Origin of the sequence: Bosea sp. 29B, from assembly GCF_902506165.1 — a bacterium.
In the GTDB taxonomy this organism is placed as follows: Bacteria; Pseudomonadota; Alphaproteobacteria; order Rhizobiales; family Beijerinckiaceae; genus Allobosea.
This window is the reverse complement of the sequence record NZ_LR733817.1, coordinates 1,803,225-1,823,221: the sequence shown is the minus strand read 5'-3', so window position 1 is coordinate 1,823,221 and position 19,997 is coordinate 1,803,225. Positions and strand designations below refer to the sequence as shown.

Annotated in this window: 24 protein-coding genes; 10 read left to right on the top strand and 14 right to left on the bottom strand. The window is 65.8% G+C overall.

What is annotated here, in order from left to right; translation table 11 throughout:
* Nucleotides 1-87: 87 nt before the first annotated feature.
* Entirely contained in the window at nucleotides 88-549 is a 462-nt protein-coding gene (gene irr, locus GV161_RS08855; RefSeq protein WP_193219569.1) for a Fur family transcriptional regulator Irr, read from the bottom strand.
* A gap of 262 nt (nucleotides 550-811) precedes the next feature.
* On the opposite strand from irr, the gene fabA reads away from it, so the two are divergent.
* The 7 genes from fabA to GV161_RS08820 all read left to right on the top strand — a co-directional run bounded on the left by fabA (nucleotide 812) and on the right by GV161_RS08820 (nucleotide 4,868).
* On the top strand, nucleotides 812-1,324 hold the full coding sequence (gene fabA, locus GV161_RS08850; protein ID WP_152015061.1) for a 3-hydroxyacyl-[acyl-carrier-protein] dehydratase FabA: 513 nt from the start codon (nucleotides 812-814) through the stop codon (nucleotides 1,322-1,324).
* A 118-nt stretch (nucleotides 1,325-1,442) separates the two neighbouring features.
* On the top strand, nucleotides 1,443-2,669 hold the full coding sequence (fabB, locus tag GV161_RS08845; RefSeq protein ID WP_152015062.1) for a beta-ketoacyl-ACP synthase I: 1,227 nt from the start codon (nucleotides 1,443-1,445) through the stop codon (nucleotides 2,667-2,669).
* Nucleotides 2,670-2,679: 10 nt separating this feature from the next.
* Nucleotides 2,680-2,952 (top strand): DUF3303 family protein, encoded by a 273-nt coding sequence (locus GV161_RS08840; RefSeq protein WP_152015063.1) that lies wholly within the window; start codon nucleotides 2,680-2,682, stop codon nucleotides 2,950-2,952.
* 52 nt (nucleotides 2,953-3,004) lie between these two features.
* On the top strand, nucleotides 3,005-3,262 hold the full coding sequence (locus GV161_RS08835) for a type II toxin-antitoxin system VapB family antitoxin (protein WP_152015064.1): 258 nt from the start codon (nucleotides 3,005-3,007) through the stop codon (nucleotides 3,260-3,262).
* Nucleotides 3,259-3,666 carry a type II toxin-antitoxin system VapC family toxin gene (locus GV161_RS08830; RefSeq protein ID WP_244624121.1) on the top strand — a complete coding sequence of 136 codons (408 nt, stop codon included), beginning with the start codon at nucleotides 3,259-3,261 and terminating at the stop codon, nucleotides 3,664-3,666. Before GV161_RS08835 ends, GV161_RS08830 begins: the two co-directional genes overlap by 4 nt.
* An 18-nt stretch (nucleotides 3,667-3,684) precedes the next feature.
* The gene (fabI, locus tag GV161_RS08825; RefSeq protein WP_152015065.1) at nucleotides 3,685-4,518 is read left to right on the top strand and encodes an enoyl-ACP reductase FabI; all 834 of its coding nucleotides are present in this window, start codon (nucleotides 3,685-3,687) and stop codon (nucleotides 4,516-4,518) included.
* A 104-nt stretch (nucleotides 4,519-4,622) separates the two neighbouring features.
* Complete coding sequence (locus GV161_RS08820; protein ID WP_152015066.1) at nucleotides 4,623-4,868, top strand: DUF2188 domain-containing protein; 246 nt, start codon at nucleotides 4,623-4,625, stop codon at nucleotides 4,866-4,868.
* 10 nt (nucleotides 4,869-4,878) lie between these two features.
* Here the strand turns inward: GV161_RS08820 and GV161_RS08815 are convergent, their stop codons facing one another.
* The 6 genes from GV161_RS08815 to GV161_RS08790 form a co-directional block, all read right to left on the bottom strand.
* Nucleotides 4,879-5,256, bottom strand: coding sequence for a hypothetical protein (locus GV161_RS08815; protein ID WP_152015067.1), 378 nt, complete (start codon nucleotides 5,254-5,256; stop codon nucleotides 4,879-4,881).
* Between the two features lie 56 nt (nucleotides 5,257-5,312).
* A complete protein-coding gene (metZ, locus tag GV161_RS08810) occupies nucleotides 5,313-6,506 on the bottom strand; it encodes an O-succinylhomoserine sulfhydrylase (RefSeq protein WP_152015068.1) in 1,194 nt (397 codons plus the stop codon).
* A gap of 138 nt (nucleotides 6,507-6,644) precedes the next feature.
* Nucleotides 6,645-7,124: an SRPBCC domain-containing protein gene (locus GV161_RS08805; RefSeq protein ID WP_152015069.1), complete on the bottom strand. Its 480-nt coding sequence runs from the start codon at nucleotides 7,122-7,124 to the stop codon at nucleotides 6,645-6,647.
* A 108-nt stretch (nucleotides 7,125-7,232) separates the two neighbouring features.
* On the bottom strand, nucleotides 7,233-8,009 hold the full coding sequence (locus GV161_RS08800; protein WP_152015070.1) for an ABC transporter ATP-binding protein: 777 nt from the start codon (nucleotides 8,007-8,009) through the stop codon (nucleotides 7,233-7,235).
* Nucleotides 7,985-8,737: an ABC transporter permease gene (locus GV161_RS08795; protein WP_152015071.1), complete on the bottom strand. Its 753-nt coding sequence runs from the start codon at nucleotides 8,735-8,737 to the stop codon at nucleotides 7,985-7,987. Before GV161_RS08795 ends, GV161_RS08800 begins: the two co-directional genes overlap by 25 nt.
* Before the next feature lie 14 nt (nucleotides 8,738-8,751).
* Nucleotides 8,752-9,768 (bottom strand): ABC transporter substrate-binding protein, encoded by a 1,017-nt coding sequence (locus GV161_RS08790; protein WP_152015072.1) that lies wholly within the window; start codon nucleotides 9,766-9,768, stop codon nucleotides 8,752-8,754.
* 155 nt (nucleotides 9,769-9,923) lie between these two features.
* Here GV161_RS08790 and GV161_RS08785 point away from each other — a divergent pair, with 155 nt between their 5' ends.
* The 3 genes from GV161_RS08785 to GV161_RS08775 all read left to right on the top strand — a co-directional run bounded on the left by GV161_RS08785 (nucleotide 9,924) and on the right by GV161_RS08775 (nucleotide 12,139).
* Nucleotides 9,924-10,394, top strand: a complete 471-nt coding sequence (locus tag GV161_RS08785; RefSeq protein ID WP_164547550.1) for an Lrp/AsnC family transcriptional regulator — start codon at nucleotides 9,924-9,926, stop codon at nucleotides 10,392-10,394.
* 104 nt (nucleotides 10,395-10,498) lie between these two features.
* Nucleotides 10,499-11,185, top strand: a complete 687-nt coding sequence (locus GV161_RS08780) for a fumarylacetoacetate hydrolase family protein (protein ID WP_152015073.1) — start codon at nucleotides 10,499-10,501, stop codon at nucleotides 11,183-11,185.
* 24 nt (nucleotides 11,186-11,209) lie between these two features.
* Nucleotides 11,210-12,139 (top strand): dihydrodipicolinate synthase family protein, encoded by a 930-nt coding sequence (locus GV161_RS08775; protein ID WP_152015074.1) that lies wholly within the window; start codon nucleotides 11,210-11,212, stop codon nucleotides 12,137-12,139.
* 100 nt (nucleotides 12,140-12,239) lie between these two features.
* Here the strand turns inward: GV161_RS08775 and GV161_RS08770 are convergent, their stop codons facing one another.
* The 7 genes from GV161_RS08770 to GV161_RS08740 form a co-directional block, all read right to left on the bottom strand.
* Nucleotides 12,240-12,968, bottom strand: a complete 729-nt coding sequence (locus tag GV161_RS08770) for an invasion associated locus B family protein (protein WP_244624122.1) — start codon at nucleotides 12,966-12,968, stop codon at nucleotides 12,240-12,242.
* A gap of 294 nt (nucleotides 12,969-13,262) precedes the next feature.
* Nucleotides 13,263-13,712, bottom strand: coding sequence for a type II 3-dehydroquinate dehydratase (gene aroQ / locus GV161_RS08765; RefSeq protein WP_152015075.1), 450 nt, complete (start codon nucleotides 13,710-13,712; stop codon nucleotides 13,263-13,265).
* 74 nt (nucleotides 13,713-13,786) lie between these two features.
* Nucleotides 13,787-14,749 (bottom strand): succinylglutamate desuccinylase/aspartoacylase family protein, encoded by a 963-nt coding sequence (locus GV161_RS08760; RefSeq protein ID WP_159650254.1) that lies wholly within the window; start codon nucleotides 14,747-14,749, stop codon nucleotides 13,787-13,789.
* A gap of 28 nt (nucleotides 14,750-14,777) precedes the next feature.
* On the bottom strand, nucleotides 14,778-15,599 hold the full coding sequence (locus GV161_RS08755) for an ABC transporter permease (RefSeq protein WP_092155420.1): 822 nt from the start codon (nucleotides 15,597-15,599) through the stop codon (nucleotides 14,778-14,780).
* An 8-nt stretch (nucleotides 15,600-15,607) separates the two neighbouring features.
* Entirely contained in the window at nucleotides 15,608-16,543 is a 936-nt protein-coding gene (locus GV161_RS08750) for an ABC transporter permease (RefSeq protein WP_152015077.1), read from the bottom strand.
* 89 nt (nucleotides 16,544-16,632) lie between these two features.
* Nucleotides 16,633-18,222: an ABC transporter substrate-binding protein gene (locus GV161_RS08745; protein WP_244624192.1), complete on the bottom strand. Its 1,590-nt coding sequence runs from the start codon at nucleotides 18,220-18,222 to the stop codon at nucleotides 16,633-16,635.
* Nucleotides 18,223-18,354: 132 nt separating this feature from the next.
* A complete protein-coding gene (locus GV161_RS08740) occupies nucleotides 18,355-19,983 on the bottom strand; it encodes an amidohydrolase (protein WP_152015079.1) in 1,629 nt (542 codons plus the stop codon).
* Nucleotides 19,984-19,997: the final 14 nt, after the last annotated feature.

Here is a 19,997-nt window from a genome sequence, read left to right as displayed (position 1 = left end):
TCCCGGATCGGCGCCGCTTCGCGGCTTGTCCGGGACGACACGCTGATTGTGGTGGAAGCCCCAAACACGCCCGCGCCGTGGCAAGCCTCAGCCGCCGATCTTGCGCAATCTGACGACGACGTCGACCCGGCTGATCTCGTAGCCCTGGGGTGGCGGCGGCAATTCGGCGACGTCGACCGCCGCGGCCGGGATGTCGATGACCTTGTCCTCGCCATCGACGACGAAATGGTGATGGTCGCTATTGTCGGTGTCGAAGAAGGTCTTGGCGCCGTCGATGGCGAGCTCGCGCAGCAGGCCAGCTTGCGTGAACTGGTGCAGCGTATTGTAGACCGTCGCGAGCGAGACCGGCACGCGCGCCTTCATCGCTTCCTCATAGAGCATCTCGGCGCTGATGTGCCGATCGCCCTTGGCGAAGAGCAGCCATCCGAGCGAGACACGCTGGCGCGTCGGCCGCAGGCCCACCCGGCGCAGCTTCTGGCGCACATCATGGAAGGGGCAGCCCTGCCGTGCGTCCGCTCCGTAGCCCTGGTCCTGCGTCAGGCCGTCCATGCCGCGCGTCGTCTCCGTGAAACCGGTCCCCATGATCGGGACGTCGTCGTTTAGATTCGATGTAAGGCCTTGGCTGCCCAGCCGCAAGCATTGCGGCGCCTCTCAGAGACTGGCGCGCGGCGTCTCGGCGGGAAACGGGCTTCGGTCTTCCACGGTTCAACCGCCCCTGCGCCCTTTCGTTCCGCCGCGACACCGTGTTAGGCACGTTGCATCGGGAGTTGGCCACCGGATAACGGGCGGCCGGAATGGAGTGAAGTCGGATATGGAGCGGCAATCGTCATTCAGCTACGAGGAGATCCTCGCTTGCGGGCGTGGTGAACTCTTCGGGCCGGGCAATGCGCAGCTGCCGCTGCCGCCGATGCTGATGTTCGACCGCATCGCCGAGATCAGCGAGACCGGCGGCGAGCATGGCAAGGGCATGGTGCGCGCCGAGCTCGACGTCCGGCCGGATCTCTGGTTCTTCGACTGCCACTTCAAGGGCGATCCGGTGATGCCAGGCTGCCTCGGCCTCGATGCGCTCTGGCAGCTCACCGGCTTCTTCCTCGGCTGGCTCGGCCTGCCGGGCCGCGGCCGCGCGCTCGGCGTCGGCGAGGTCAAGTTCGCCGATCAGGTGCTGCCCTCGGTCAAGCACGTCGTCTACGGCGTCGATTTCAAGCGCGTCTTCAAGTCCAAGCTCGTCCTCGGCATCGCCGATGGCTGGCTCGAAGCGGATGGGAAGCGTATCTATACCACCACCGATATGCGCGTCGGCCTGTTCAAGCCCGAAGCAGCCTGAGCAAAATAAACCCGACGCCTTGCCTTCGCTGCCCGCGCGGTCCATTTGCGCGGGTGTCGATCTATCATAGGTCCGGGGTTGGCCTCCCGGCCCGTCACCAAAGAGCCGGAGAAGCAGCATGAGACGCGTTGTGGTCACCGGGATGGGCATCGTCTCGTCCATCGGCAACAATACGCAGGAAGTGCTGGCCTCGCTGCGCGAGGCCAAGTCCGGCATCTCCTATGCCCAGGATTTCGCCGAACACGGCTTCCGCAGCCGCGTCGCCGGCGCGCCCACGCTCGATCCCGCGACCGTGCTCGACCGCCGCGCGATGCGTTTCCATGGCGGCGGCTCGGCCTGGAACCAGGTCGCGATGGAGCAGGCCATCCGCGACGCCGGTCTCGAGGACAAAGAGATCAGCCATGACCGCACCGGCATCATCATGGGCTCGGGCGGTCCCTCGACGCGCGCGCTGATCGATGCCTATGACAAGGCCCGCGAGAGCGGCTCGTCCAAGAAGGTCGGCCCGTTCGCGGTACCCAAGGGCATGTCCTCGACCGCCTCGGCGACGCTCGCCACCTGGTTCAAGATCAAGGGCGTCAACTATTCGATCTCCTCGGCCTGCGCGACCTCGAATCATTGCATCGGCAATGCCTATGAGCTGATCCAGTGGGGCAAGCAGGACGTGATCTTCGCCGGCGGCTGCGAGGAGCTCGACTGGACGCTCTCCGTGCTGTTCGACGGCATGGGCGCGATGTCGTCCGACTTCAACGAGACCCCCGCAGTGGCTTCGCGCGCCTATGACGCGAAGCGCGACGGCTTCGTCATTGCCGGCGGCGCCGGCGTCGTCGTGCTGGAGGAGCTCGAGCACGCCAAGGCGCGCGGCGCCCGCATCTATGGCGAGATCGTCGGCTATGGCGCGACCTCGGATGGCTACGACATGGTCGCCCCGTCCGGCGAGGGCGCGGTGCGCTGCATGCGCATGGCTCTCGACGGCGTGAAGGCCAAGATCGACTACATCAACCCGCACGGCACCTCGACCCCGGTCGGCGACGCCAAGGAGATCGAGGCGATCCGCGAAGTCTTCGGCGCCGGCGAGAAGAGCCCGCCGATCTCGGCGACCAAGTCGCTGACCGGCCATTCGCTGGGCGCCACCGGCGTGCAGGAGGCAATCTACTCGCTGCTGATGCTCAACAATGATTTCGTCTGCGAAAGCGCCCATATCGGGGAGCTTGACCCGGCCTTCGCCGACATGCCGATCGTGCGCAAGCGCATCGACAATGCCGGGCTCGGCTGCGTGCTCTCCAACTCCTTCGGCTTCGGTGGCACCAACGCCACCATCGTGATGAAGCGGCTCGAAGCCTGAGGCGCGGGCCATGCTCTTCATGGTGATCGAGCATTTCGACCAGGCGCGGGTGAAGGAGATCTACGCCCGCTACCATGAGCATGGCCGGATGATGCCGGAGGGCCTGACCTATATCGACAGCTGGATCTCGGCGGATTTTGCCCGCTGCTTCCAGGTGATGCAGTGCGACGACGTCACCATGCTGCAGGAATGGGTGCTGGCCTGGGGCGATCTCGCCCGTTTCGAGATCGTGCCGCTGGCGAGCTCGAAGGACACCGCGGCGGCGGTGAAGAAGCACCTCTGACGTGACAGAGGTCGTCTAGACGATTATATGCATCGTCTAGACGGAGCATCTGATGGCGTTTCATATTCGTGATCCCGAGACAGATCGCATCGTGCGCGCTTTGGCGGCAAAAACTGGCGCGACGTTGACTGATGCCGTCCGCAAGGCGGCGGAAGAAAAGCTGGCGCGCGTCGAGCGGAACGATGAAGCAGTCGATCTGCGGCCGTTACGTGAACGCATCCGCGACATTCAGGAGCGCGTCGCGGCCCATGGCAAAACCGGGTTGAAAGCTGACAAGGCCTTCTTCGATTGGCTGTCGGGCGACGAATGATTTTCGTCGACGCTTCCGCTCTGACCGCTGTGATGGCTGGCGAGCCCTCGGCCGACCGCGTGCTTGATTGCCTGGAAAGCGACGCGGCCTTCTTCACGTCGCCCGTCGCCATCTACGAGACGGCGCTCGCCATCGCGCGGATCGCCAACTACTCGGTCGCCGAGGCTCTGGGCGAGGTGCGTGACCTGGTCGGACGTGCGCGGATCGCTATCGAGGACATTGGCGACGCTCATGCCGATGCGGCGCTGGCAGCTTTCGCCCGCTTCGGCAAAGGCCGGCATCCTGCGGCATTGAACATGGGCGACTGCTTCGCTTATGCATCCACGACGCTGCGCAATGCAGCAATTCTGTTCGTCGGCCATGATTTCAGCCGAACCGACCTCCGCGCGGCGCTCGCCGAATGATGACGTGAAAGTCCAGACATGCTCCCCCTGATGCACAACAAGCGCGGCCTCGTCATGGGCGTCGCCAACCAGAATTCGATCGCCTGGGGCATCGCCCGGACCCTGCATGCGCATGGCGCCGAGATGGCCTTCACCTATCAGGGCGATGCACTCGGCAAGCGCGTCAAGCCGCTGGCCGAGAGCATCGGCTCGAAGCTGGTGATCCCCTGCGATGTCGAGGACGTCACGACGGTCGATGCCGCCTTCGCCGCGATCGACGAGGCCTGGGGTGGCGATCCCGAGCGCAACACGCTCGATTTCCTGATCCACGCCATCGGCTTCTCCGACAAGAACGAGCTCAAGGGGCTCTATGCCGACACCACCCGCGAGAATTTCTCGCGCACCATGGTGATCTCCTGTTTCTCGTTCACGGAAGCTGCGAAGCGCGCCGCCGAGCGCATGCCGCAGGGCGGCAGCATGATCACGCTGACCTATAGCGGCTCGACCCGCGTGATGCCGAACTACAATGTCATGGGCGTCGCCAAGGCGGCGCTCGAAGCCAGCATGCGCTATCTCGCTGCCGATTACGGGCCGAAGGGCATCCGTGTGAATGCGCTCTCGCCCGGGCCGGTGCGGACGCTTGCCGGCGCTGGCATTTCGGATGCGCGCGCCATGTATTCCTGGCAGCGCGCCAACTCGCCACTGCGCAAATCGGTGACGCTGGACGAGATCGGTGGCTCGGCGCTGTATTATCTCTCGGACCTGTCCGGCGGCGTCACCGGCGACATCCATCATATCGATGCCGGCTACCACATCACCTCGATGCCGGTGCTGGACGGACTGCGTGCCGCGGATACCGGCAACGGCGACTGAGTCGGCCAGGCCCTTCCGCCGCTCGCGCGGCAGGGCTATCCTCCTCTCCGGTGGAACCTTGGGCGCATGCCGTCGGTTCGATCAGTGAGCCATGGAGGACGCTCATGGTCATGGTGAAGTACGAGATCGTCCAGCACGATGGCGGCTGGGCCTACAAGGTCGGCGAAGCTCTCTCCGAAACCTTTCGCTCGCACGATGCGGCGCTCAAGGCAGCCAATAAGGCGGCTGCCCGCCAGAAGCGGCCCGGTGTCACCGATGGCATCGTCTATCAGGACGCCAAAGGCGAATGGCACGAAGAGCTGGCCGATGGCCGTGACCGACCGAACACAAGGATCGTCGACGGCGGCTGACCGGCGCCTCTCACCTCTGCGTGAAGAAGGTCAACAGGACCTTGCCCTTCTCGCCGATGAGGCAGAGGAAGCGGCGCGGCTTGTCGGATTTGTCGGTCTTCAGATAGGCCTCGCCCATGATGATGCGCGTCACCGGGGTATCCTCGACCTTGGTCTCGGCCACAGCGATCGTCAGCCCGTCCTCGTCGATATAGATGTCCTTGATCTCGGGCTCGCGCGTCGTCAGCGCCGCCATCGCGGTCGCCTTGCAGGCGGACAGTTCCGGCGAGGACGGTTTTTCGACGGGCGCCGGAGAAGCAGGCGCGGCGTTCTGAGCGAATACCGGAGTGGCGAGCAGGGCGAGAAGCGCGGTGGTGCAGGCGGTCTTGCAGGTGGTCTTGCGGATCATCGTTGAACCTCGGTTGTTGCCGAGGTTCAAACGCACGGCCGCGAAACTGGTTCGAATCAGCCGTCGAGGGCCTGCCGGAGATCGGCGATCAGGTCGTCGGCATGCTCCAGTCCGATCGAGAGGCGGACCAGCCCGTCGCCGACGCCCATGCTGGCGCGTACCTCCGGGGTGAAGCGCTGATGCGTCGTCGTCGCCGGATGGACGATCAGGCTCTTGGCGTCGCCGAGATTGTTGGAGATGCGGATCAGCCTGAGCCGGTTGAGGAAGCGGTAGGCCGCGTCCTTGCCGCCCGCGACGTCGAAGGCGATCAGCGTCGAGGGTCCGGTCATCTGCCTGGCGATGATGTCGGCCTGGGGATGGTCGGGATCGCCGATGAAGGCGACATGCGGCAGGTCCTTGCGGCCCTTGAGCCAGGTCGCGACCGCTGTCGCGTTCTGCGCCTGCTGGCGGATGCGCAGGGGCAGCGTCTCCAGCGCCTTCAGCATCACCCAGGCGTTGAACGGCGACAGGGCCGGCCCGGTCTGGCGCAGATAGGTCTGGATATCGGCCTCGATCAGCGCCTTCGAGCCGAGGATGAGGCCGCCGAGGCAGCGGCCCTGGCCGTCGATGTGCTTGGTGGCGGAATAGACGACAAGATCGGCACCGAGTTCGAGCGGGCGCTGGAACAGCGGCGTCGCGAAGACATTGTCGACCACGAGGATGACGCCGGCCTCCTTGGCGATTGCGGCGACGGCGGCGATGTCGATCACCTCCAGCGTCGGATTGGCCGGGCTTTCCAGGAAGAAGAGCTTGGTGTTCGGCCTGATCGCGGCGCGCCAGGCGGCAGGGTCGGTGCCGTCGACCAGCGTCGACTCGACGCCATAGCGCGGCAGATGGTCCTCGATGACGTAGCGACAAGAGCCGAACAAGGCGCGCGCCGCGACGACATGGTCGCCGGCCCGGACCGGGGCCATCACGGCGGCAGTGACGGCAGCCATGCCGGTCGCGGTGGCGCGGCAGGCCTCGGCGCCCTCGAAGGTCGCCATGCGCTGCTCCAGCATGGCGACGGTCGGGTTGGAGAGGCGCCCGTACTGGAAGCCCGGATCGGTGTTGAGGAAGCGGCCCTCGGCCTGCTCGGCGCTGTCATAGACATGGCCTTGGGTCAGGAAGAGAGCTTCCGAGGTCTCGCCGAACTGCGAGCGCAGCGTGCCGGCGTGGACGAGCTGGGTTTCAGGGTGCAGCGCTGCCGCGCCGGTCGCGTCGTTCGCCATGATATCTCGTCCGGTTCGTTCGGTATAACGGACGAAGGGAATATCACTGCCGCTTGCGTTCGTAAAGGCGAACGAATTTTCTGCATGGGGAACGCCGAAGCGCGCGTTCGGCGTCCCTCCATTCCATGGCCGATGCGCTCAGGCGGCGAGGGTGCGCTCGCTCTCGGTCATCGCCTCGCCGATGTTCGGGCGGCCCTTGCCGGTCATGATCAGGTCGCGAAGGCTGCCTTCGACATACATGCGCCAGCCCTGCGAGCAGGCCTCGAAGCATTCATAGGTCGGCACCAGGCCGCGATGCGTGAAGGTGATCTCGGTGAGATCGCCCTTGCCGGCGATGTCGAAGACGATGTCCGTGCCCTTCCACTCGGTCTCGTCCTGCGTGAAGCTGAAATAGTTGTCGAGCACGTGCCAGACGATCTTCCGGTTCGGGGTCGCCTCGATGACTGCGATCCTGCAGCGATGCAGGTCCTGGTAGCGGTAGGCGAAGACGTCGCCGACATGCTCGGTGCTGCCGCTGATCTCCTGCGACCACCAGCCGCGCACATTGGCGATGGCGGCGAAGACGGTGTCCGGCGACTGCGGGACGGTGAAGCTGAGGGTGTAGTTGCTGTCGGTCATGGCGTTCTCCTCTCGTGTGGTGCGATGGGGAGAACCGTAGCCGGATGCTTCAGCCGGCTGAGAGTAACAAGTCGGGCGCGAATTCGCGTAAGCGCCGAGGCGCGCCGCTCAGATCGCGGCGCCGTCGCTGACGATGTCGGCGCCGAGATCGACGCGCACGGCCCGCACGATCTGCGCCTCGGCTTCCGCACCGCGCCGGCGTGGATGAGCTGCCGTGATCCTGTGCTCGGCGATGATCTGGCCGGGAGCACCCGAGAGCACCACGACCCGGTCGGCGAGATAGGCGGCTTCGTCGATGTCGTGGGTGACGAACAGCACGGTTTTGCCGGTGCGCCGGCGAACCTCGATCAGTTCGTCCTGCAAGGTCTCGCGCGTCAGCGCGTCGAGCGCCGAGAAAGGCTCGTCCATCAGCAGGATCTCGGGCTCGACCGCGAGCGCGCGCGCCAGCGAGACGCGCTGGCGCTGGCCGCCGGAGAGCTGGTGCGGCCAGCGCTGGGCGAGATGGCCGAGGCCGACGAGATCGAGCATCTGCTGCGCCTTGGCGAGGCGCTCGGCCCGCGGCTTCTGACCTTCGAGGCCGAGGCCGACATTGGCGATCACGCTGCGCCAGGGCAGCAATCGCGAATCCTGGAAGACCAGCGCGACCGGGCGCCTCGTATTGTCCCTGGCGTTGACCACGACCTCGCCGCCGCTCGGACGGGCAAGGCCGGCGATGACGCGCAGCAGCGTCGACTTGCCGACGCCGGAGGGGCCGACGATGGCGAGGAATTCGCCCGGTGCCACCGAGAGGTTGAGCTTGCGCAGGACCTCGGTCGCTTCGCCGTCGCGGGTGAAGGTGAGCGACAGCTCCTTGATGTCGATCACGCTTTCCAACGCAGCACCCATCCCTGGAAGGCGACGAACAGCGTGTCGAGCAGGCCGTAGAGTGCCGCCATGGTCAGCATGTAGATCACGACGAGATCGGTCGCGAGCAGGCTGGAGGCCTGCATCATGCGCTGGCCGACGCCGGCGACGCCAAAAATCTCGGCTGCGACCACCGCCATCCAGGCCTGGCCGAGCGCGGTGCGCACGCCGATCAGGATGCCGGGCAGCGCCGCCGGCAGCAGGATCTTGCTGAGGCGCTGCAGCGGCGAGCGGAAGCCGAAGGCGTCGGCGACTTCGATCAGGTCGCGGTCGACGCCGCGGATCGCGCCCTGGGCGGCGAAGAAGACGATCCAGAACACGCCGATTGCAATGATGAACACCGCAGCCTGCGGGTTGACGCCGAACCAGATGATCGCGAACGGCACCCAGGCAAGGCCGGGGATCGGCCGCAGCAAACGGACCACCCAGGCGGTCGTCTCCTCGGCGATCCGGGACATGCCGGTGAAGACACCGAGCGCGATGCCGAGGCCGGCGCCGGTGAAGAGGCCGATGAAGTAATGGCCCAGCGAGCCCATGATCGCCGAGAGCCAGGCGCCGGACTTGACCTCGCGCAGGAAGGCGCTGGGCAAGGCGCTCGGCCCCGGCAGGAAGGCCGGGTTGACCAGGCCGAAATAGGGAATCGCCTCCCACAGCAGGAGGAAGGCGACGAGGCCCGTCAGGGCAAGGGCCGGAGCCCGAAGTGAACGCAAGTCCTTAAGCCCCGTCAGCCCTTGATCGCGCGCTCGTAATACTGCGTCTCGAACAGGCCGTCGAACGGAAGTTCCTTCTCGAGCGAGCCAAGCTTGACCTGATAGGCCTGCATGGCGCGGGCCGGCTCGATGATCTTGCGCGGATCGATCTCGAAGCGGGTCGCCGGCGAGGTCAACGCCTTCTCGATCAGAGCAGGGTCGACGATGCCCTTCCCGAGCGCAGCCCCGACATGGGGGGCAGCCTTCGCCGGCGCCTTGATCAGGACATCGGCGGCCTTGACCAGGCCGGAGACCAGTCCTTGCACGGCGGCGGCATTCTTGGTGGCGAAGGCGCCGGAGACGGCGACGACCGTGCCGGGCTGGCCGGGGAAGACGTCCTCGCCGCCGGCGATCAGCTTGATGCCGGGGTTGCGGGTCTGGATGATGGTGAGAGCCGGCTCGCGTACGATCGCGCCTTCGACGGCGCCGGCGAGCACCGCCTGCTGGGTCGCGTCGATGCCCATCGGCACGATCTCGACATCGCTTTTGTCAGCCTTGGCGACCTCCCAGAGCCAGTATTGCAGCACTGTGTTGGGCACCGAGCCGGCCGGCTGGGTGGCGAGGCGCGCCGGCTTGCCGGTCGCGGCCTTGTGCGCCTTGAAGGCGGCGGCCGCGCTGGTACCGGTGGTGAAGAACTTCGCCAGAGCAGGCGCGGCGACGAAGACGTTCTCGCCGGTCGCGGTCGAGGCGACGACGCGGATGTCGACGCCGCGCGAGCGGGCGACGGCGAGCGGGGCGACGCCGGCGACATAAAGGTCGATCGTGCCCGAGGCGAGCGCCTGGATCATGTTCGGGCCGGATTCGAACACCGTGAATGTCGGGGTGATGCCGGCCTGCTTCAGCCAACCCTCGCCACTGGCGACGAAGATCGGGGCGGTGCCGATGACCGGGATGTAGCCGATCCGAGCCGCGACCGCCTCCTGGGCGCGAGCGCCAAACGGCAGCGTGGCGGCGAGCGACGAGCCGGCAAGCAGGAACTGGCGGCGGTCCATGATCTAATTCCCCAGATGGTGTGTGATATCTAACCTATTGACGTCTGATAAAAGGATTTTCTATCTAAAGACAAGCATCGCCCTTCAAAAAGAAGAAAATTCTCCATTGCCTCGGTGTGGCAAAGAGTTTTTTCTCTATCGCTATGGATCGAGAGATGGACGCCATTGATCGCAAGATTCTGACCGTGCTGCAGGCAGACTCCAATATCTCGATTGCGGAGCTCGCCGATCGGGTCGGGCTGTCGCAGACTCCATGCTGGAAGCGCATCCAGCGCCTCGAGCAGACCGGGGTGATCATCAAGCGCGTCGCCCTCGTCGCGCCCGAGAAGATCGGATTGGGGCTCACCGTCTTCGTCCAGATCGAGACGGCCGATCATTCCGGGCCCTGGCTGGAGAAGTTCGCGCAGAGCGTCGCGGCCATGCCGGAGGTGATCGAGTTCTACCGGATGGCCGGCGATGTCGATTACATGCTGCGCGTCGTCGTCGCCGACATGGCCGCCTACGACACCTTCTACAAGAAGCTGATCGAGACGATCCCGCTCAAGAACGTCACCTCGCGCTTCGCCATGGAGCGGATCAAGGCGACGACCGCCTACAAGGTGCCGGATCTGCCGAAGGCGTCGTAGGCTTCATTGCGAGGAGCGCAGGCCCGCCATCGCATGCCCGCCACTTGCCCCGGCGGGCGTGCTCCCGCATGAACGATCCCGGATTTCTCGAACGGGGCGCACCCATGTCCAGCTATGTCATCGACCAGCCGAAGGTCGCCGCCATCCCGGTGGCCGGTGGCGGGCTCTTCCCGGTGCGCCGCATCTTCTGCGTTGGCCGCAATTACGCCGAGCACACACGCGAAATGGGCGGCGATCCCGATCGCGAGGAGCCGTTCTTCTTCACCAAGCCGTCAGACGCCGTGCTGACCGGCGGTGCTGACATGCCTTATCCGCCCAAGACCGCCGATCTCCATCACGAGATGGAGCTGGTCGTCGCGATCGGTAAGGGCGGCAAGGACATTACTGAAGCCGACGCTCTCTCCCATGTTTTCGGTTATGCCGCCGGCTTCGACATGACCCGCCGCGACCTGCAAGGCGCTGCCAAGAAGGCCGGCAAGCCCTGGGACATGGGTAAGGGCTTCGACTCTTCCGCGCCGATCGGCGAGATCGTCCCTGCCGCCAAGGTCAGCCATCCCGATAAGGGCCTGATCGAGCTCAAGGTCAACGGCACGGTCCGCCAGAGCTCGGACCTCGCCAAGATGATCTGGAACGTGCCTGAGACGATCGCCTATCTCTCCAATTTCGTCACGCTGGCGCCCGGCGACCTGATCATGACCGGCACGCCGGAGGGCGTCGCCGCCGTCGTCAAGGGCGATCTGCTCGAAGGCGTCATCGCCGGCGTCGGCACCGTCCGCACCAGGATCGTCTGAGCTGCCGGCTCCAGGAGAAACACCATGCCTTTGACCACCGAAGCCTCCGGCGTCTTCCCGATCGCGCCGACCCCGTTCAACCCGGATGGCAGCGTCGACTGGACCTCGGCCGACCGGCTCTTCGAGTTCTACCATGGCATCGGCTCGGACGGTGTCACCGTACTCGGTATCATGGGCGAGGCGCCCAAGCTCGAGCCGGAGGAATCGATCGGCCTGGTCAAGCGTGCGGTCGCGAAGATGGGCGGCAAGCCGATCATTGTCGGTGTGTCCGCCCCCGGCTTTGCGGCGATGCGCTCGCTGGCGCGGCAGGTGATGGAATTGGGCGCCGGCGGCGTGATGATCGCCCCGCCGACGAACCTGCGCACCGACGACCAGATCACCGGCTATTACGCGCAGGCGGTCGAAGCGATCGGCACGGATATTCCCTTCGTCATCCAGGATTACCCACTGACGCTTTCGGTGGTGATGACGCCGGCCGTGATCCGCAAGATCATCCAGGACAACCCCTCCTGCGTGATGCTGAAGCATGAGGACTGGCCGGGCCTCGAGAAGATCTCGGCGCTGCGCAAGTTCGAGGTCGAAGGCTCGCTGCGTCGCGTCGCGATCCTGACCGGCAATGGCGGGCTCTTCCTCGATTTCGAGATGGAGCGCGGCGCCGACGGCGCCAATACCGGCTACGCCTTCCCGGAGCTGCTGATCGACGTGGTCAAGGCCGGTAAGGCCGGCCGCCGCGACGATGCCCACGACATCTTCGACGCGCATCTGCCGCTGCTGCGCTATGAGCAGCAGCAGGGCGTCGGCCTTGCCGTGCGCAAATATGTGATGATGAAGCGCGGCATCCTGGCGAGCGACGCCCAACGCAAGCCGGGCCCCGGCCTGACCGCTGCCGCCAAGGCCGAGGTCGACTACCTGCTCGGCCGCCTCGCCAAGCACGATCCGCGCGCCAAGATCTGAACGGCCTCACGACGGCCGCGCCGATCCCGATCGACAACACCTGGTCCCGAGCGTCTCGATGGAGATGCTCGGGACATTCGAAAATCGCGCCGATGGCGCTTCAATTCGCCAGCTGCACCAGCCGGTCGAGCGCCGGGCCGAAGCCGTTCAGCGCGATGTTGAACGAGACCACGTCGTTGCTGGACAGGTTGAGGGCCGCCGCGGTCAGCGTCTTGCCGCCCTTTATCGCGTCGGTCGCCACGGTCGGGAAGGAAATCGGCAGCAGGCAGCCGGCCGGGACGCAGGTCGAGAAACGCAGGCCCTGGCCGAGATCCTTCTCGTCGAGCTTGAGCACGGCGCCGTTTTCGAGCTTGACCCCGAAAGGCATGAGGATCGTGCCTTCGGCGCGGCCATCCTTGGGTGCGCGCAATTCGATCGCGAAGACACGCTGGTTGGTGCGGCTGTCGCCCTGTGACTGGGTCAGCAGGCAGAGCTTCTGGCCATCATTGATGCGGCAATCCACGGTCCAGTCGCCATAGACCTCGTTGACTGCAGAGGCGCCGTTCGGCAGCCGCGCCGTCGCGGTGGCAGACTGGCTCACGCTCGGCGTGGCCGGAGCCTGCGCGGTCGCGGGACGGGCGGGAGGATTGGTCGGGCGCGCAGCAGGGGCAGCCTGGCGTGGGGCGGGCCGGGCAGGGGCCGGGCGGGCGGCTGGTGAGCGCGGCACCGGCTCGGCGTCCTCGGCTTGCTCGGTCGCCGGCGGTTCGGCCTGGGCGAGGGCGGAGACAGCCGGCAGGCTGATCCAGCCAGCAAGCAAGGCGGTACCGAGAAGAAGATTTGCTTTGGTCACGTCAAGGTTCTCGTTGCAGTAGCCGATTGGCGCGGCCGAGATGCGGTTAGGGCATTCGCCCGATATGCGCAAGTTGTCGTGACAGAAGATGAGCCTTGTTGCTCTTGATTGAACGCTCTGATCTTGTTTTTAGTTATTTTAAGGAGAATTCTTGTTGCCTGGACAATTGTCTTAACCGCGTCGGACACGGTTCGAGCCAGCCTTGCGTCACGGCTCGCTGGTGGTCGCCGATCTCGGCCCCGCGCCGGCCGACCAGGCCGGCGCCATATCGCGATAGTGAGAGCCGCAGTCGGCTCAGCCCTTCGTCTCGTCGGCGAGCTTCGCCACCCGGCGCAGCGAGAGCAGATAGCCCTGCGTGCCGAAGCCGGCGATGACGCCGTCGGCGCGCAGCGACATGTAGGAATGGTGCCGGAAGCTCTCGCGCTTGTGCACGTTCGAGATATGGCACTCGATCACGGTGCCATCGAAGGCGTTGAGCGCATCGAGGATCGCGACCGAGGTGTGGGTGAAGGCGCCGGGGTTGATGACGATGCCGACGGCCTGCTCGCGCGCCTCATGGATCCAGTCGATGATCTCGTATTCGCGGTTCGATTGGTGGAAGCGGATCTCGAGATCGAGCTCCTTGCCCAGCGCCCGGCAGGCATTCTCGACATCGGCCAGGGTCTCCGAGCCGTAGATGTGCGGCTGGCGTTTGCCGAGCAGGTTCAGGTTGGGGCCGTTGAGAACATAGACGAGACGGGACATGGAAACTCCTGAGGTCGCGGCTGCATGTTGCCGCGATCAGCGCATGAAGCAAGATCGGGTATCGACAGCGAAGGTTAGCCGCCGGTTTGCCGCTCGCTGGCGACGCCGAAATGGCAGATCGCCTCGCCGAGCTTGGGCGCGGTGTTCGGGAAGATGATGTAGCCGTCTCCAGGCGCCGTCACCTTGGAGCCGTCGGCGCGATGAGCGAGCGTGGCCCCGGCCTTGACCGCATCGCCGGTGCGCCAGCCGGTCTCGGCGCGGTCGCCCTCGTATTCGCAGAGCAGGACCTCGACCATCTCGATCACGTCGCGGAGTGCGGGCTTCGGCAGTGGCGCATCGACCAGCTGCAACTGCGCCAGCGTGTTGCGGATCGCGGCATAGCCGATATCGGCGGCCTTGGGGTCGTCATGCGTGCCGCATTCCAGCGTCACCGCGTAGCCGCCACTGAAGCGCATGAACTCGGTCGTGCCATAGCCCTCGGTGACGTTGAGCCTGGGCACCGGCAGGCGGGCGCGGATATCCAGAAGGCGGGCGTAGTTGTCGAGCCAGCCGTGGATGGCGGTCGAGACGCCGAGGCAAGAGGCGAGCGCCAGCTCCTCCTCCGCCCGGGCGAAGGGTTCGAGCGCGCCGCGATTGTTCGAGGGGCCGAAGAAGACGAAGGGCTCGCCCTCCTGCCGGAAGGAGTGGATGTCGAGCAGCGCATCGTGCCGGCGCAGCAGGGCGCAGACCGGATTGCCGATCCGGTCCTCGTAATCGCCGGCCAACGGCCGCTCGCGCAGGTCGCGGTTGAAGTTGCGGTCGCCCTCGCGCGTCTTCAGGCGGAAGGCTTTTGGATTGGTGACGGGCAGGAAGGTGACCTCGCCGCGCAGGATCTTGATCTTGCCTGCCCGGCACTCCTCGATGACACGGCGGATCGCGGTCGGCCCGCAGGGCTCGTTGCCGTGGACGGCACCGGTCACGATCAGCTTCGGGCCAGGCTTCAAGCCGATGAAGCTGACGGTTTCGAGCGGGCCGTCGTCGAGGTCGGTGGCAGTCACGGGCAGGGTCTTTCGTCGGAAGGAAGGCTCAGGCCTTGCGGGTCTGCGAGTGCGGATCGAGGATGTCGCGCAACCCGTCGCCGAGCAGGTTGAGGCCGAGCACGGTCAGGAAGATGGCGAGGCCCGGGAAGATCGAGATCCAGGGCGCGGTCGAAATCTGGTCACGCGCGTCGGAGAGCATCGAGCCCCAGCTCGGGAAGGGCGGGCGGATGCCGAGACCGAGGAAGGAAAGCGAGGCCTCCGCCAGAACGGCGCCGCCCATGCCGAGCGTGCCGATCACGATGATCGGGCCGGCGATGTTCGGCAGGATCTGGGTGAACATGATCCGGAAGGTGCCGTAGCCGAGCGACCTTGCCGCCTCGACATAGCCGAGCTGCTTGACCGAGAGCGTCGCGGCCCGCGTCAGCCGGCAGGTGAAGGACCAGTTGGTCAGGCCGAGCGCGATCAGCAGGCTGGTCAGGCCGGGCTGCAGGATCGCCATGATCGCCAGCGCGAAGATCAGCGAGGGGATGGCGAGCATCATGTTGGTGAGACCGTTGACGAAATCGTCCCACCAGCCGCCCCAATAGGCGGCGGAGAGGCCGAGCGCGACGCCGATGCAGGTGTTGATCAATTGCGAGACGATGCCGACCGTCAGCGAGATGCGGGCGCCATGCAGCACGCGGCTGTAGATGTCGCGGCCCTGCGCGTCGGTGCCGAACCAGAATTCGGAGCCGGGCGGGACTTCCGCGTTCATCAGATTGGCGTCCATCACCGGGTCGGTATGGGCGAGCCAGGGCGCGAAGACGCCGCCCGCGACGACGAGCGCAAAGCAGGTGGCGCCGATCCAGAGGTTGGCACGGAACTTCATCGGTGAGCCTAGCTGTACTTGATACGCGGATCGACGACGGCGCAGAGCACGTCGACGGCGATGTTCACGACGAGGAAGAAGAGCACGATCGTCAGGATGCAGCCCTGCACGGCCGGGATGTCGCGCCAGGTGACGCTGTCGACCAGGAGCGAGCCGAGGCCCGGCCAGGCGAAGAGCTTCTCGACGACGACGGCCTGGCCGAGCACCGAGCCGAACTGCAGGCCGAGCGTGGTCAGGACGATGACCAGCGCGTTGCGGGCGACATGCCAGCGCATGACGCGATAGGCGCTCGCGCCCTTGGCCCGGGCGGTGCGGACGAAGTCGGCATGCAGGATCTCGAGCACGGCAGCCCGGGAGGTGCGGGCGAGGAGGGCCAAGGGCGAGACGCCGAGAGCGATCGCCGGCAGCACGATGTAGCGGGGATCGCCATCGCCATAGCCGAAGCTCGGGAACCAGTTCAGCGTCAGCGCAAAGCCATACATCAGGAGCAGGCCGAGCCAGAACATCGGCAGGGACAGGCCGGAGACGGCGAAGACCATCGAGAGCATGTCGACCCAGCCTCCCGGCTTCAGCGCGGCCACGAAGCCGAGCGGCACGCCGATGACGATGGCGAAGAGCATCGCTGCGAGCGCGAGCTGCAGGCTCGGCCAGAGCCGCTCGCCGATCAGCGCGGTGACAGGCTGGCGGGTGCGAAAGGAGTCGCCAAGATCGAAGGTCGCGAGCCCGCCGACATATTTGGCGAAGCGCAGCGGCAGCGGATCGTTGAGGCCGAACTGCTGGTTCATCCGCTCGATCGTCGCAGCGTCGATATTGCTGCGGCCGTCAGCCATCTGGCTGGTGGCGAAATTGCCGGGGATGACGCTGAACAGCACGAAGATCAGCGCAGCGACCGCGAGCAGGATCGGGATGGCCTGCAGCAGTCGGCGGAAGACGTAAGGCAACATGACGATAGGCTCCTGAGCGCCGGGGCATTGCCGACGGGCGGAGGCGGGCAAGCCCCCGCCGCCTGTGACGGCGGGGGCTCGGGAGGGGTTTACTTCGCTGCGGGCGAAGTGGTGTCGACCCAGAGCTCCTCATAGCGCTGCAGCGCAAGCTCGGTCGAATTTGGCTGGAGGCCGTGCAGCCAGGGTTGATAGGCCAGCACTGCCTTGTTGTAGTTGAAGAACCAGACCGGCGCTTCTTCCTGCAAGAAGGCGTTGGCCTTCTTCAGGAGGTCGAGCTGCTTGGCCGGATCGGCCTCGTTCGAGGCGTCGTCGATCAGCTTGTCGTAGGCCGGATTCTTGAAGGTGGTGTAGTTGCAGGACGAGCGCGGCGTCGAGGAGTGGAAGCACTTCAGCGCCGTCAGCGAGTCCGGGCCCGAGGTGTTCGACCAGATATAGGCCTGGAAGTCGCCGCCCACGACGACGCCACCGAGCGCCGAGGTCTCGACCGGCTTGACCTTCACCTTGATGCCGACCTTGGCGAGCATCGGGATCGTGGCTTCGACGATCGGAACGCCCCAGCTCTCGTTCGGCGTCGCGGTCCATTCGAACTCGAAGCCATCGGGATAGCCGGCTTCGACCAGCAGCTTCTTGGCCTTGTCCGGATCGAAGGCGTAGGGCTTGGCGTCCTTGTCGAAGGCCGGCGAGGACAGCGGCAGCCAGCTCGCGGCGCGGTAGGCCTTGTCGCGGACGAGGCGCTTGATGATCAGCTCGCTGTCGATGGCGTAGTTGACCGCCTGGCGCACCCGCTTGTCGGAGAAGGGCTTGAAGGTCGGGTTCATGCCCATATTGCGGGTGAAGACCTCGGCGACCTCCAGGATGCCCTTCGACAGGTTCGGGTCGGCCTTATAGGCGACATACTGGGTCGAGCCCAGGATCGAGACGTCGACTTCCTTGTTGCGGAAGGCGACGTCGCGCGCCGCGGCCTCGCCCATCGGCGAAATGACGAGCTTGTCGGCGTAGGGCTTGCCGGTCAGGTAGTATTTATCCCAGCGCTCGAAGGCCATGCGCGAGCCCGGCACGTGCTCGACGAACTTGAAGGGGCCGAGGCCGATGGGCTTGTCGAAGAAGCCGGCGGCTTGCGCTTCCTTGGCCGGCAGGATCGCGGTCTGCGCCTGGAACAGGAAGTAGCCGGGATCGGCCTTGTCGGTCAGCGTCATCGAGAAGCTGGAATCGTCGATCTTCTTCAGGCCGGAGATCTCCTTGGCCTGGCCCTTCTGGACCTCGGTCGCGCCGACGATGCGGGCGACATAGCGCGCGCCCGGATAGTTCTTCGCCCCGTCCATGATGCGGGTATAGGACCAGATGACGTCGTCGGAGGTCAGCTTGCGGCCGTTGTGGAAGAGCGCGTTGTCGCGCAGCTTGTAGGTGTAGGTCTTGCCGTCGGCCGAGACCTGGACGCTCTCGGCGATGTCGAGCACCGGCTTGCCGTTCTTGGCATCCCATTTGTAGAGCATGCCGTGCAGCGCATAGCCGTAGATCTCGTCCTGGATCTGGTTCGAGACATGGCTGTCATTGCTGACGAAGGAGGCGCCATAGGGCGCGGTGAAGCGGATCGTGCCGCCGCGGCGCGGCTCCTGGGCCTGCGCCTGCAGGGTGAAGGCCGCGAATGTCAGCGCGGTCGTGAAGGCAAGCTTTTTCAACACGTCGAAACCTCCCAATTTGTCGGTGAACTCTTTTGAGGTCGGCGCCGTTGATCGGCGCCGGTATTTGTTCCATCTGAGACCTTAGCGGGGTTTTCCGCCCTGTCTTCTTGTTTCCATTGTGCAGCGCGTTCAGGCGGTCCCTGAACGCTCGTAAACCACCTTGCCGCCGCGAATGGTGAGGTCGCAGCGCGTGTCTTTCAGGATCGCTTCCGGCGAAGCCGAGAGCAGATCGCGCGAGAACACGGCGACGTCGGCGAGGAAGCCTGGCGCGAGCTTGCCCTTCACCGCTTCCTGCTTCTGCGAGAAGGCGCCGTATTCGGTGTAGGCCTGCAGTGCTTCCTCGATCGAGACGCGTTGGCGCTCATCCATCACCGTGCCGCGCCAGGTCTGGCGCGTCAGCATGGTGTGGAAGTTCGGGAACGGGTCGGGATCGCAGACCGGCGCGTCGCTGCCGGTCGCCGGCTTCAGGCCGAGATCGAACCAGGTCCGGAACGGATAGCTCGGCAGCGCCCGCTCCTCGCCGAGCACCTTGACGTAGGCGTCGCCGAAATCATGGATGAAGACCTGCTGCGGGCAGGGGTAGATGCCGGCCTTGACCATGCGCTCGTGCTGCTGCGGTGTCGAGAAGCCGCAATGCTCGATGCGGTGGCGCCGGTCGGGATCGGGATAAGCAGCCAGGGCCTTCTCATAAGCGGTGATCAACTGCTCGATCGCCGCATCGCCGATCGCGTGGCAGGCGAGCTGGTAGCCCTTGGCGTGGGCGTCGAGCACCTGCCGCTCCAGATCCTCGTCCGAGAGCATCTGGACGCCGGTGGTCTTGTCGTCGCCGAGATAGGGCTCGTTCATCCAGGCGGTGCGTCCGCCGGCCGAACCATCGAGGAAGATCTTGACCGCGCCGATCATCAGCATCTCGTCGCCGGTGCCAGAGATCAACCCGGCCTCGTGGCATTGCGGCACGATCGAGCGACCTTCGTCGCCGAGCAGGGCGAGCCAGGTGCGCACCGGCAGGCGGCCGTCGCGCTTGGCCTTGTGATAGGCGGCGATCTCGTTGAAGCCGGTGACCATCCCGACCGCCGCATCCATGCAGCTGGTGATCCCGAGCGAGAGCAGGTACTGCCCGCCGCGCTCGATCGCAGCCAGGAGCTGCTCCTCGCTCGGCGCGGGGATCGCGGCCTTGACCGGGGCGCGAGCATTTTCCGCCAGCAGGCCGGTGAGGCGGCCATTCTGCTGCTCGATCAGCCCGCCCGGCGGTGTCAGCGAGGTCTCGTCGATGCCGCCGAGCTTGAGCGCCAGCGAATTGACGATCGAGATGTGGCCGCAGGTCCGGACCAGCATCACCGGGTTGTTCGGGGAGGCGCGGTCGAGCTCCTCGCGGAATGGGTGGCGGCCGGTATCGAGCTTGGTCTGGTCATAGCCGCGTGCCAGCACCCACTCGCCGGGCTTCGACTTGGCGGCGCGCTCGGCGATCTGGCCGAGCAAAGCCTCCAGCGTCGGCGCTGCGGCGGGGCGAGCATCGACCCAGTCCATGGTCAGGCCGACCGAGATCAAATGGAGATGGGAATCGTTCAGCCCCGGCGTCGCCAGCCGGCCGGCGAGATCGATGACCTTGGTCGAGGGTCCGATTAGATCGGCAAGCTCGGCTTCCTTGCCGGCGGCGAGCACCTTGTCGCCCCAGAGCGCCAGCGCCTCGACCACGCCTTCCTCGCGGCCGCACCAGATCGGCCCGCCGCGCAGCACGATATCGGCCTTGACGCTCATGCTCTTCGCTCCGT